This window comes from Streptomyces sp. NPDC040405 (assembly GCF_055595765.1).
In genome coordinates this window covers 386,593-398,072 of sequence record NZ_JBVIVI010000009.1, presented here as the reverse complement: position 1 = coordinate 398,072, position 11,480 = coordinate 386,593, and the positions used below count along the sequence as shown (strand labels likewise).

The 11,480-nt window shown below is 73.9% G+C and carries 11 protein-coding genes; 5 read left to right on the top strand and 6 right to left on the bottom strand.

Annotated elements, in window-relative coordinates; genetic code table 11:
- Nucleotides 1-192: 192 nt before the first annotated feature.
- The gene (locus ACZ59A_RS33140) at nucleotides 193-888 is read left to right on the top strand and encodes a uracil-DNA glycosylase (protein ID WP_470966412.1); all 696 of its coding nucleotides are present in this window, start codon (nucleotides 193-195) and stop codon (nucleotides 886-888) included.
- Between the two features lie 4 nt (nucleotides 889-892).
- Here the strand turns inward: ACZ59A_RS33140 and ACZ59A_RS33135 are convergent, their stop codons facing one another.
- Entirely contained in the window at nucleotides 893-1,300 is a 408-nt protein-coding gene (locus tag ACZ59A_RS33135; RefSeq protein ID WP_470966409.1) for a DUF3224 domain-containing protein, read from the bottom strand.
- A 109-nt stretch (nucleotides 1,301-1,409) separates the two neighbouring features.
- On the opposite strand from ACZ59A_RS33135, the gene ACZ59A_RS33130 reads away from it, so the two are divergent.
- Both ACZ59A_RS33130 and ACZ59A_RS33125 read left to right on the top strand, forming a co-directional pair.
- Nucleotides 1,410-2,381 carry a helix-turn-helix transcriptional regulator gene (locus tag ACZ59A_RS33130; protein ID WP_470966406.1) on the top strand — a complete coding sequence of 324 codons (972 nt, stop codon included), beginning with the start codon at nucleotides 1,410-1,412 and terminating at the stop codon, nucleotides 2,379-2,381.
- Between the two features lie 96 nt (nucleotides 2,382-2,477).
- Entirely contained in the window at nucleotides 2,478-2,939 is a 462-nt protein-coding gene (locus ACZ59A_RS33125) for a hypothetical protein (protein WP_470966404.1), read from the top strand.
- Nucleotides 2,940-2,972: 33 nt separating this feature from the next.
- On the opposite strand, the gene ACZ59A_RS33120 is transcribed toward ACZ59A_RS33125, so the two are convergent.
- Nucleotides 2,973-3,482 (bottom strand): DinB family protein, encoded by a 510-nt coding sequence (locus tag ACZ59A_RS33120; RefSeq protein WP_470966402.1) that lies wholly within the window; start codon nucleotides 3,480-3,482, stop codon nucleotides 2,973-2,975.
- Nucleotides 3,483-3,522: 40 nt separating this feature from the next.
- On the bottom strand, nucleotides 3,523-4,152 hold the full coding sequence (locus ACZ59A_RS33115; RefSeq protein ID WP_470966399.1) for a TetR/AcrR family transcriptional regulator: 630 nt from the start codon (nucleotides 4,150-4,152) through the stop codon (nucleotides 3,523-3,525).
- 76 nt (nucleotides 4,153-4,228) lie between these two features.
- On the opposite strand from ACZ59A_RS33115, the gene ACZ59A_RS33110 reads away from it, so the two are divergent.
- Together ACZ59A_RS33110 and ACZ59A_RS33105 are read left to right on the top strand one after the other, a co-directional pair.
- A complete protein-coding gene (locus ACZ59A_RS33110) occupies nucleotides 4,229-5,425 on the top strand; it encodes an FAD-dependent monooxygenase (RefSeq protein ID WP_470966397.1) in 1,197 nt (398 codons plus the stop codon).
- Between the two features lie 54 nt (nucleotides 5,426-5,479).
- Nucleotides 5,480-6,397 carry a Gfo/Idh/MocA family protein gene (locus ACZ59A_RS33105; RefSeq protein WP_470966394.1) on the top strand — a complete coding sequence of 306 codons (918 nt, stop codon included), beginning with the start codon at nucleotides 5,480-5,482 and terminating at the stop codon, nucleotides 6,395-6,397.
- Here ACZ59A_RS33105 and lnt read toward each other — a convergent pair.
- The 3 genes from lnt to ACZ59A_RS33090 all read right to left on the bottom strand — a co-directional run bounded on the left by lnt (nucleotide 6,357) and on the right by ACZ59A_RS33090 (nucleotide 11,471).
- The gene (lnt, locus tag ACZ59A_RS33100; RefSeq protein WP_470966392.1) at nucleotides 6,357-7,901 is read right to left on the bottom strand and encodes an apolipoprotein N-acyltransferase; all 1,545 of its coding nucleotides are present in this window, start codon (nucleotides 7,899-7,901) and stop codon (nucleotides 6,357-6,359) included. The two genes, ACZ59A_RS33105 and lnt, sit on opposite strands and share 41 nt — an antisense overlap.
- An 86-nt stretch (nucleotides 7,902-7,987) precedes the next feature.
- Nucleotides 7,988-10,429, bottom strand: a complete 2,442-nt coding sequence (locus tag ACZ59A_RS33095; protein WP_470966551.1) for a SpoIIE family protein phosphatase — start codon at nucleotides 10,427-10,429, stop codon at nucleotides 7,988-7,990.
- Between the two features lie 37 nt (nucleotides 10,430-10,466).
- Nucleotides 10,467-11,471: an ABC transporter permease gene (locus ACZ59A_RS33090; protein WP_470966549.1), complete on the bottom strand. Its 1,005-nt coding sequence runs from the start codon at nucleotides 11,469-11,471 to the stop codon at nucleotides 10,467-10,469.
- Between the last annotated feature and the right edge of the window lie 9 nt (nucleotides 11,472-11,480).

Sequence of the window (11,480 nt, the reverse complement as noted above, 5' to 3'; positions counted from 1 at the left end):
AGGGGGTTGTTTCCCCCACAGTGGGTGGGTAGGGGACCCCCCACCCACGCGGTGTCTCGGGGTGCGGGGGCCCCCCAAGCACGGGAGAATTGCCCCTCCCCCGCGCCCGTTCTCCCCACGCCGCGTGCGGCGTTGTCGGTGGCCGCCGGTAGGTTCGTGCCCGTAAACGGAACACGACCGGAGGTTGTTGACGTGCCCTACGAGCTGCCCGAGTCCTGGCGCGGCGTCCTCGGCGAGGAGCTGGAGAAGCCCTACTTCAAGGAACTCACCGAGTTCGTGGAGGAGGAGCGGGCCAAGGGGCCGGTCCACCCGCCGCGTGACGAGGTCTTCGCCGCCCTGGAGGCCACGCCGTACGACCAGGTGAAGGTGCTGATCCTCGGGCAGGACCCGTACCACGGCGAGGGCCAGGGGCACGGGCTGTGCTTCTCGGTGCGGCCGGGCGTCAAGACCCCGCCGTCGCTGCGGAACATCTACAAGGAGATGAAGGAGGAGCTGGGCCACCCCGTCCCGGACAACGGCTATCTGATGCCGTGGGCCCGGCAGGGCGTGCTGCTGCTCAACGCGGTGCTGACGGTCCGGGGCGGCGAGGCCAACTCCCACAAGAGCAAGGGGTGGGAGAAGTTCACCGACGCGGTGATCCGCGCGGTCGCGGGCCGCCCCGACCCGGCCGTCTTCGTCCTGTGGGGGAATTACGCCCAGAAGAAGCTGCCGCTGATCGACGAGGAGCGGCACGCGGTGGTGAAGGGGGCGCACCCCTCGCCGCTGTCGGCGAAGAAGTTCTTCGGATCGCGCCCCTTCACCCAGATCGACGAGGCGGTGAAGGCCCAGGGGCACACGCCGATCGACTGGCGGATCCCCGACCTCGCGGCGGCTCGGGCCACGTCGTAGCGGCTCAGGCCACGTCGTAGTCGAAGGCGTAGGAGACGGCCCGGGCGCCCTGCGGGGCGGTGAAGGAGCCCGCACCGGTGAGCCCCGCCAGCTCGCCGGTGCCCGAGCCCGGCACCACCTCGAAGGCGCACGTCACGGTTCCGTCCGCGCCGAAGGTGCCGTGCTGGGCGAGGACGAAGCTGCCCCGGCGGCCGTCGAGCCGCCCGTCCACCAGCTCATGGCCCGAGAAGCCACCGGTCTTGTCGGCGAGGTAGACGATGGCGTACTGACAGGCGGTGGGGGACGCCTCGATCGCGCCCGAGTAGCCGTTGGTCACGGTGGCGTGGGCGAGCTTCGCCCCGCCCGCGGCCTCCCCGACCGGCTTCTCCTGCCAGTCGGCGAAGGTGAAGGTACCGGTGGCGTGCGTGGTCATGGCGGGTCCTTTCGATCGGGCCGTGCTTTCGATCAGGCCGTGCTGGTGGGAAGGACTCTGCCCGCCGTACCTGACACCTTCTGTCAGGTACGGGCGCACAATGGACCGCATGCGTGCCGACCGCCTGCTCTCCCTGCTCCTTCTGCTGCAGAACCGGGGCCGGATGACCGCGCCGGAGATCGCCGCGGAGCTGGAGGTGTCGGTCCGTACCGTCTACCGCGACGTCGACGCGCTGAGCGCGTCCGGCGTGCCGGTGTACGCCGACCGCGGCCCGGCCGGTGGCTACCGGCTGCTGGACGGCTACCGCACCCGGCTGACCGGGCTCACCGGCGACGAGGCCGACTCGCTCTTCCTCGCCGGGATGCCCGGCCCGGCCGCCGAACTGGGCCTCGGCGCGGACCTCACCACCGCCCAGCTCAAGCTGCGGGCCGCGCTGCCGCCCGAGCTGGACGAGCGGTCCCGCCGCATCCAGGAGCGCTTCCACCTCGACGCGCCCGGCTGGTTCCGGGACGCCGAGCCGGTGCCCCACCTCGCGGCGGCGGCCGAGGCCGCCTGGCGGTGCCGGGTGCTGCGGGTGCACTACCGGCGCTGGCGCGGCGAGGTGCACCGCGATCTGCACGCCCTCGGGCTCGTCCTCAAGGGCGGCATCTGGTACCTCGTGGCCAGGGCGGAGGACACCATCCGCAGCTACCGGGTGGCGCGGATCCTGTCCGCCGAGGTGCTCGCGGACGTCTTCGAGCGGCCCGCCGGGTTCGATCTCGCCGCCTACTGGCAGGAGTCGGCGCGCGCCATGGAGGCCGCGCGCTTCCGGGGCGAGGCCGAACTGCTGCTGACCGGGCGGGGTCTCGCGCTGCTGCCGATGAAGTTCGGCGCGGTCGGCGCGGTGGCGGCCGCCGGGGCGGGCCCGCCCGACGACCGGGGGCGGGTGCGGGTGGTGCTGCCCGTGGAGTCGCTGCCCGTCGCGGTCGACGACATGCTGCGGCTGGGCACCGACGCCGAGGTGCTCAAACCCCCCGAGCTGCGGGCGGCCGTCGCCCGCGCCGTCACCGAACTGGCCGAGCGGTACGGGCCGCCGGACTGACCCGATGGGCCCGCCTGACGGGGGTTGTCCGGCTCCCCGGCTAGCGTCGGCCCCAGGCGGCGGTGTGAACCGGCGGTGCGCAGGCGGGAGGACCGGATGGGCGACGTACGGCGGGAGGCGCCGGAGGACGACGCCGTGCTGACCCGGATCGGGCAGGCGGTCATGCTGCACCGGGGCGGTGACCGGGAGGAGGCGCGCAACCGGCTGGCCGCGCTGTGGGGGGAGATCGACGGCGACGGCGACCCGTTCCACCGCTGCGCCCTCGCCCACTATCTCGCCGACACCCAGGACGATCCGGCCGATGAGCTGCTGTGGGATCTGCTGGCCCTGGCCGCGGCCGACCGGCCCGGCGCCCGCACCGCGGCCCCCCGGCTGCGCGCCTTCTATCCGGCCCTGCACCTCAACCTGGCCGTCGACTACGCCAAGCTCGGCCAGGAGGCGGCGGCGCGCAGCCAGCTGGCGCTGGCCCGGGAGAGCGCGGGCACGCTGGGCGACGATCCGTACGGGGACCGGGTGCGGGCCGGGATCGCCCGGCTGGCGCAGCGGCTCGCCCCCTGAATCTCCCTGAATCTCGCTGAATCTCCGCGGACTCTAGTCGCCCGTGACGCCGTCGACGCGCTCGCGGATGAGGTCGGCGTGGCCGTTGTGGCGGGCGTACTCCTCGATCATGTGGAGGTAGATCCAGCGCAGGTTGTAGTCCCCGCGGCCGTCGCGGCGGGTGACGACGTCGTCCAGGGAATGGCCCGCGGCGGCCGCGCGGGCCTCGGCGATCTCGCCCCGCCACAGCGCGAAGGCGGCCTCGCCGGTGTCCGCCTCGGTGACCCGGAAATCGCCGTCCGGATCCTCGTCGCTGTACCAGATGGGCGGCGCGTCCTGACCGTCCAGCACCCGCCGGAACCAGCTGCGCTCGACCTCGGCCATGTGCCGTACGAGCCCGAGCAGGGTGAGCCCGGACGGCGGCGCGGACGCCTCGCGCAGCTGCTTGTCGTCCAGTCCCTCGCACTTGAGGGCCAGGGTCTCGCGGTGGAAGTCCAGCCACCCTTCCAGGCTGGTGCGTTCGTCGGCGGTGCGGGGTGCGTCGTGGCGTTCGGCAGTCGTCATGCCGAGCATCATGACGACCGGTTCACCGCCACGCCACGGATTATCGGCCCAGCATGCCGCGCAGCAGCTCCTCGAACCCGGCGCGCAGCGCGGCGTGTTCGGGCACCGCGGCATGGTCCGCCCCGGCCGCGCAGCTGAACATCTGCCCTTCGCACCAGGCGACCAGCGACTGGGCGTGCCGCCGCGGTTCGCCGGATCCCACGGCGGTCATCAGGGCCTCCAGCGGTTCGCGGAAGCCGCGCCCCGTCGCGTCGTAGAACTCCCGCAGTTCGGGGCGGCGCGTCGCCTCCAGCGCCAGTTCGTACCGCGCGATCAGCAGATCGCGCGCCTGCGTGAGCGAGCGGTGCAGCGCGAGGGCGAGCGCGTCGGCCAGTGGGGGAACCGGATCGGCGCCGGGGTCGCCGAGCCCGCCGGGACCGCCGCCCGGGTGGGGCATCTCGCCGGGCCGCAGCACCTGCGCCTCCCGCTCGGCCAGCCGCCGGACGGCCGCCTTGAGCAGGGCGGCGCGGGTGCGGGCGTGGTTCGACGTCGAGCCGGGCGGGAGTCCGGCCGCCTCGTCCACCGCGCGGTGCGTCAGCCCGCGCATGCCGCGCCCGGCCAGCAGGGCGAGGGCGGTGTCGGCGATCAGCTCGGCGCGACGCTCTCGGGCGGGGGTGTGATCAGCGGTCATACGGCCAACCTACCGCCCTCACTACAGGTGTAGTAGCGTGGCGGTTACTACACCTGTAGTGACCCTGGGAGGGCCCATGGAACAGCCCCGTGCCGTCGTCATCGGAGCCGGAGTCGGCGGGCTCACCGCCGCCGCGGCCCTGCACCGCCGCGGCTGGTCCGTCACCGTCCTGGAGCGCGCCGCCGGCCTCGACCCCGTGGGCGCCGGGATCGCGCTGGCACCCAACGCGCAGCGCGCCCTCGACACCCTCGGCCTCGGCGACGACGTCCGCGCACTGGCCGCCTGGCAGGGCGGCGGCGGGCTGCGCGCCCCCGGCGGGCGATGGCTGGCCCGGATGGACAGCGCGGCGGCGGCCGAGCGGTTCGGCGGCCCGGTGGTCCTGCTCCACCGCGCCACCCTCGTCGGCCTGCTCGCCTCCCGGCTGCCTGAGGGACGCGTACGCACCGGGGCCGCCGCCGAGCTGACCGACCCCGGCGACGCCCGCCGCCCGGCCCGCGTGGCCACGGCGGAGGGGGAGTACGAGGCCGATCTCGTGGTCGGCGCCGACGGCGTCCATTCGGCGGTCCGCCGCGCGCTCTTCCCCGGCCACCCCGGGCCCCGCTACGCCGGATTCACCACCTGGCGCGTCGTCGTCCCCGCCCCCGAGCGCCCCTTCGCACCCCATGAGACCTGGGGCCGCGGGCGGCTCTGGGGCAGCCAGCCGCTGCGGGACGGCCGGGTCTACGCGTACGCGGCGGCCTTCACCCCGCCCGACGGCCGCGCCCCCGACGACGAGAAGGCCGAACTGCTCCGGCTCTTCGGCGACTGGCACCGGCCGGTCCCCGACATCCTCGCGGCCACCGCGCCGGGCGCCGTCCTGCGCCATGACGTCCTGGCCATGACCGAACCGCTGCCCGCCTACCACCGGGGCCGGACCGCCCTCCTCGGCGACGCGGCCCACGCCATGGCCCCCACCCTGGGGCAGGGCGGCAACCAGGCCATCGAGGACGCCGTCGTCCTCGCCCATCACGTGTCCCCGCCCGCCGACCCGTTCACGGACGCGCTCGCCGCGTACACCCGCGACCGGCTGCCGCGCACCATGGACGTCGTACGCCGCTCCGCGCGCGCCGCCCGCGCGATCTCCCTGGTCAGCGCCCCCGGGGCGGCCCTCCGCAACACCGCCGTCGCGGCCGCCACCCGCCTCGCCCCAGGTCTGCTGCTGCGCGGCTTCGACGGCATAGCCGACTGGAGCCCGCCCGGCACCCCGGCCCCGGCACCCCGACAGCCGTCCTGAGTAGGGTGGACGCGGCTGCCGGACACCGCCGGACGGGGAACACCAGGAGGCATCGTGAGGGTCGGCTGCATCGGGCTCGGCGACATCGCGCAGAAGGCCTATCTGCCCGTGCTCATGGCGCGGCCCGGGCTGGAACCGCATCTGCACACCCGCACCCCCGCCACCCTCCAGCGGGTCGCCGACATCCACCGGGTGCCGCGGGACCAGCGCCACACCACCCTCGACTCGCTGCTCGCGGCGGATCTGGACGCCGCGTTCGTGCACGCTCCGACCGCCGAGCACGCCGGGCTCGTCACCCGGCTCCTCGACGCCGGGGTGCCCACCTACGTCGACAAGCCGCTCGCGTACGAACTCGGGGAGAGCGAGCGGCTGGTGCGGCTGGCCGAGGACCGCGGCGTCGGCCTGATGGTCGGCTTCAACCGGCGCTACGCCCCCGGGTACGCGCAGTGTCTGGACCATCCGCGCGATCTGATCCTGATGCAGAAGAACCGCGTCGGCCTCCCGGAGAACCCGCGCACCCTCGTCCTGGACGACTTCATCCATGTCGTCGACACCCTGCGCTTCCTCGTCCCCGGCCCGGTCGACCACATCGACGTGCGGACCAGGATCCGCGACGGGCTGCTGCACCACGTCGTCCTCCAGCTGTCCGGCGACGGGTTCACCGCGCTCGGCGTGATGAACCGGATGAGCGGCTCCGCCGAGGAGATCCTTGAGGTCTCCGGCCAGGACACCAAGCGGCAGGTGACGAACCTCGCCGAGGTCGTGGACCACAAGGGGCAGCCGAGCGTGCGCCGCCGCGGCGACTGGGTGCCGGTCGCCCGGCAGCGCGGCATCGAGCAGATCACCGACGCCTTCCTCGACGCCGTGCGCACCGGCAGGCGGCTCGGCGCCGAGGACGCGCTGCGCACCCATGAGCTGTGCGAGCGGGTGATCAGGGACGCGGAGGGGTTCGGGAACCCGAGCGCGGCCTGACCATCCGCGCCCCTTCCACCACGCCGTACACGGCGAGCGCCGCCAGCGCCCCGTACACCGTCAGCGGCCCGGTCCGCACGTACGGGCTGATGCCCTTCGCCAGCGGCACCGAGTAGACCGCCGCCGTGCTGGCGTCCGTACCCAGCCGCTCGCCCACCGGCTCGCCCCGCGGACCGAAGACCGCGCTCACCCCGGTCAGCGTCGCGTGCACCATCGGCCGCCCGGTCTCCGCGGCGCGCAGCGCGGCCAGCGTGGCGTGCTGCTCGGGCGCCCAGCTCTGCTGGAACGTCGAGGTCGACGACTGGACGACGAGCACCTGCGCCCCGTGCCGCGCCAGATTGCGGCTCATGTCCGGGAACGCCGACTCGAAGCAGACCTCCGGCCCGATCCGCAGGCCGCCCGGCAGCCGCATCACCACTTGCTTCGTGCCGCGGTGCCGGTCCTCACCGGCCGCCTTGCCCACCGAGGTGGCCCAGCCCAGCAGCGGCCGGGCCGGGATGTACTCGCCGAACGGCACCAGCCGCATCTTGTCGTAGCGGTCGCCGGTCGGACCGTTCGGCCCGATCAGCACCGAACTCTTGTAGATCCCCGGCTGGTCGCTGCGCCGCGCGTCCACGTTGACCAGCAGGTCCGCACCCACCGAACGGGACAGCGCGCCCAGCCGCTTCGCCAGCGCCGGCCGGTCGCCGAGATCCGTGCCGACGCTGCTCTCGCCCCACACCACGAGGTCGGGATGGCGGGCGGCCAGCTGCCGGGTCAGCTCGACGCTGCGCTCCAGCCGCGGCCCCGGTCCCTTGATCACCCCGGGCTGCACCACCGCGATCCGCGCGGTCCCGGTCTCCTGCGGCACCGGCGCCCACGCCCACACCCCGGCCGCCGCGGCTCCGCAGGCGGTGAGCCCGGCCACCGCGACGATACGGGCCCGGGGGAGCGTGATCAGCATGGTGAGCGCGACGTTCACCAGGACCAGCAGGAAGCCGACCAGCCACACCCCGCCCACCGACGCCAGCCGCAGCGCGGCGGGCACCTGCCACTGGCTCGCCCCCAGCAGTGCCCAGGGCCCGCCGAGGTACTGCCAGGACCGTACGAGCTCGGCCAGCAGCCACGCCGACGGCAGCAGCACCAGCGCGGCGCCCGCCCGGCCGGGTCCGGGGCGGCCCTGCAGCAGCCGGTGCGTCAGCGCGCCGAACGGCACCCACAGCAGCCCCAGCAGCAGCGCCAGCAGCACGATGAACACATGGAGGCTCGGCATCAGCCAGTGATGCGCCGCGAGCAGGAACCCGGTCCCGCCCAGCCAGCCGTCGTACGCCGCCCGCCGGAGGGTGGGCGCCGAGCGGATCAGCAGCAGCCAGGGCACCAGGGCGGCGTACGCGAACCACCACAGCGACGGCGCGGGAAACGCCAGCGCGGGCAGCGCCCCCGCGCACACCGCGGCGCCGCCGCGCACCCACCGGGAAGCGAGCCGCCGCCTCCGCCGATCCCCGTCGCCGACCCCTCCGCGCACGCCGGATGCCCCCCTCCCGTTGGCATACGGCCAGTGTGCGGGAGGAAACCGATCATGGGTAGGGCGGGGACGGGCCGGAGCGTGCCTCATGCCTGATCCGGAAGGTCTTGTTCGGCCCAGATGAGCTTGCCGCCCTCGGTGTAGCGGGTGCCCCAGCGGCGGGTCAGCTGCGCGACGAGGAACAGGCCGCGGCCGCCCTCGTCGGTGGTACGGGCGTGGCGCAGCCGCGGGGAGGTGTTGCTCGCGTCCGAGACCTCGCAGATCAGCACGTCATGCCGGATCAGCCGGAGCCGGATGGGGCCGGTGCCGTGCCGTATGGCGTTGGTGACCAGTTCGCTGACGATCAGCTCGGTGGTCATCACCAGCTCCTCCAGGCCCCATTCGGTGAGCTGGTGGATGGCGAGCGAGCGGGCGTTGGCGACCACGGCCGGATCGGACGGCAGGTCCCAGGAGACGACATGGCCCGCGCCCAGCGCGTTGGTACGGGCCAGCAGCAGTGCCACGTCGTCCGACGGCGGGCGGGTCAGCAGGGTGTCGATGACCGTCGAGCACAGCTCCTCCAGCGGCAGCCCGGGCTGGGCCAGGGCGTTGCTCAGCCGGCCGAGCCCGACGTCGATGTCCTGGTCGCAGGTCTCGATCAGGCCGTCCGTGAACAGCGCGATCAGACTGCCCGCGGGCAGCTCCAGCTCCGCCGACTCGAACGGCAGCGAGCCCAGCCCCAGCGGGGGACCGGCGGGCAGCGGCGGATAGGAGACCGCGCCGCCCGGGTCCACCACCGCGGGCGTGGGGTGACCGGCCCGGGCCATCGTGCAGCGCCGGGTGACCGGGTCGTACACCGCGTACAGACACGTGGCACCCAGCACCGCGGCGCCCACCCCCTCCTGGGCGGACTCCTCCTCGGTGAGCCGGATGACCAGGTCGTCCAGATGGGCCAGCAGTTCCTCGGGCGGCAGATCCATGTCGGCGAGGGTGTGCACGGCGGTGCGCAGCCGCCCCATGGTGGCCGCCGCGGTGATGCCGTGCCCGACCACGTCGCCGACCACCAGCGCCACCCGGGCCCCGGACAGCGGAATGACGTCGAACCAGTCGCCGCCGACCCCGTTGCGCGCGTCGGTGGGCAGATAGCGCGAGGCCACGTCGAGGGCCTGGCCGCCGGAGAGGGCGTGCGGCAGCAGGCTGCGCTGGAGCGCGAGGGCCGCGGTGTGCTCGCGGCTGTAGCGGCGGGCGTTGTCCACGCACAGCGCGGCGCGCGTCACCAGCTCCTCGGCAAGCACCAGGTCGTCGCCCTCGAAGGGGTCCGGATGCCGGGTGCGGACGAACGAGGCCACACCCAGGATGGCGCCGCGCGCGCAGATCGGGACCACCATCAGGGAGCGCATCCCGAACTCGTGGACCTTCCGCGTCCGGGCCGGGTCGTCGCCGGTCCACGCGCCCAGCGAGGCGTCCAGCTCCGGGTCCAGGATCGCCTCCCCCTCCAGGAAGCTGCACGCGAACGGCGACGTCGGGGAGATGGCGACCGCATCCCCGGGGGAGGCGATCGACTCCGGACAGCCCTCGTGGATGGACGCCTGGCCCGCCCGCCGGAACGGGGGCAGGATCCGGGTCCGCTGGGCCGAGGGCTCCTCGCCGCGCAGTACGGAGTCCAGCAGGTCGACGGTGACGAAGTCGGCTAGCCGGGGCACCGCGAACTCGGCCAGCTCCTGCGCTGTCCGCATCACGTCCAGCGTGCTGCCGATGTGCTCGCTGGCCCCGCTGAGCAGGGCCAGCCGCTCCCGGGCGCGCCAGCGGTCGGTGACGTCGATGCCCATGTAGCAGACGCCGACCGGGTGGCCGTCCGCGTTGTCGAGGCGGAAGAAGGACGTCGAGTACGCGTGCTCGTGGTGCGGCTCGGCCATGGTCCAGCCCCGGTACTCGTAGTCGATCACCGGGACGCCGGACTCCAGCACCTCGTGCATCTTCCCCTCCAGCGCCGCGGTGTCCAGGCCCGGCAGCGAGTCCGCCATCCGGCGGCCCAGCCGCTGGTCGCGCGGGACGCCGCCGTAGCGCTCCAGGGTGTCGTTCATCCATACGTACCGCAGGTCCGGGCTGAGCACGGCCATGCCGATGGGGGAGCGGGTCAGGAACGCCTGGAGCAGCGATCCGCTGACCGCCCAGGTCGGGATCGTCGCCACGTCGATCGCCGAGATCAGCCAGCAGGCGCGGTCGCTCAGCCCGGTGACGGGGGAGACCCGCAGGCCCACCGCGAGCCGGTGCCCGTCCTGGTGCCGCACCTCCAGCAGCCCGCCCCAGCCGCCGTGCTCACCGCACTGTTCGGCGATGGACACGGCCTTCGCCGCGTCCTCCTCCGCCGCCAGCAGCATCGTGCCCGGCCGCTTCAGCACCTCCGGCGCCGGATAGCCGAGCAGCCGTTCCGCCGCCATGGTCCAGCCGACGATGGTCCCCGTGGCATCGAGCAGGGCCGTCGCCGCATCGGCCATGTCGAAGGGGACATGCGCTTCGGTCGGCGCGATTCCCTCGGGGATGGCCATCGCACCCGTCCCATCTGCCAAGACATTTCCTTTAATACTATGACTCCTGGGCCTCCCCGGTCGTCAGTCGTGCGACGACCAGAGCGAGCAGGATGATCCCGCCGTAGATCGCCTGGATCCAGAAGGACGACACCTGGGCGAGGGTGAGCAGGTTCTCCAGCATGCCCAGCAACAGGGTGCCCAGCAGCGCGCCCAGCAGGGACCCCCGGCCGCCGCGCAGACTGATGCCGCCGATCACCGCGGCCGCGAACACCGTGAAGATCAGACCACTGCCCTGGTTGGCGCCCACCGCGCCGACCCGCCCCGCGATGACCAGCCCGGCCAGCCCCGCCAGCGCCCCGCCGACCACCAGCACCGTCCAGCCCACCCGCGCGGTACGGATGCCCGCCGCCCGGGCGGCCGGGGTGCTGCCTCCGATCGCGTACACCGCGCGGCCGAGCCGGTGGTAGCGCAGCACGAACCCGGCCAGCGCGAAGCACAGCGCGGTCACCCACACCGAGACCGGCGCCCCCAGCCACTCCCGCGAGCCGAGCACGAAGAACGCGTCCGGCGCGTTGAACAGCGTCTTTCCGGAGACCAGGCCGATCAGCACGCCGCGCAGCACGATGTTCATCGCCAGCGTCACGATGAACCCGTTGAGCCCGAGCCCCACGATCAGCGCCCCGTTGACCGCCCCCAGCGCCGCGCCCGCCAGCGGGATGAGCAGCAGCCCCACCCAGGTGGGCAGCTCGGTGCCGAAGCCGGAGGAGGAGGCGGGGATGACGACCAGGAAGCCGAGGGCCGGGGCCAGGCCCGCGATCGACTCCAGCGAGAGATCCATCCTGCCGCTGATCAGGATCATCGCCTCGGCGAGCACCAGCAGCCCGAGCGCCGAGGACGCCCCCAGGATGTTCACCAGGTTGTCCCGGTCGAGGAAGTCGGGGTTGCCGATCGCGCCGATGACCAGCAGCAGCACCACCGCGGGCAGCAGCGCCAGATCGCGGATCCGGGCCGGTACGAGGCGCCGGGCGCGGTCGGCCCGCGACGTGGCGAGGTCATTCATGGGGTTCAT

Bases quoted from the DNA above. Each gene is read 5' to 3' on its own strand.
- ACZ59A_RS33125 (WP_470966404.1), top strand. From the start codon at position 2,478: ATGGGCGACGTACGGCGGGAGGCGCCGGAGGACGACGCCGTGCTGACC.
- ACZ59A_RS33135 (WP_470966409.1), bottom strand. From the start codon at position 1,300: ATGACCACGCACGCCACCGGTACCTTCACCTTCGCCGACTGGCAGGAG.
- ACZ59A_RS33130 (WP_470966406.1), top strand. From the start codon at position 1,410: ATGCGTGCCGACCGCCTGCTCTCCCTGCTCCTTCTGCTGCAGAACCGG.
- ACZ59A_RS33095 (WP_470966551.1), bottom strand. From the start codon at position 10,429: ATGGCCATCCCCGAGGGAATCGCGCCGACCGAAGCGCATGTCCCCTTC.
- ACZ59A_RS33110 (WP_470966397.1), top strand. From the start codon at position 4,229: ATGGAACAGCCCCGTGCCGTCGTCATCGGAGCCGGAGTCGGCGGGCTC.
- ACZ59A_RS33120 (WP_470966402.1), bottom strand. From the start codon at position 3,482: ATGACGACTGCCGAACGCCACGACGCACCCCGCACCGCCGACGAACGC.
- ACZ59A_RS33090 (WP_470966549.1), bottom strand. From the start codon at position 11,471: ATGAATGACCTCGCCACGTCGCGGGCCGACCGCGCCCGGCGCCTCGTA.
- ACZ59A_RS33115 (WP_470966399.1), bottom strand. From the start codon at position 4,152: ATGACCGCTGATCACACCCCCGCCCGAGAGCGTCGCGCCGAGCTGATC.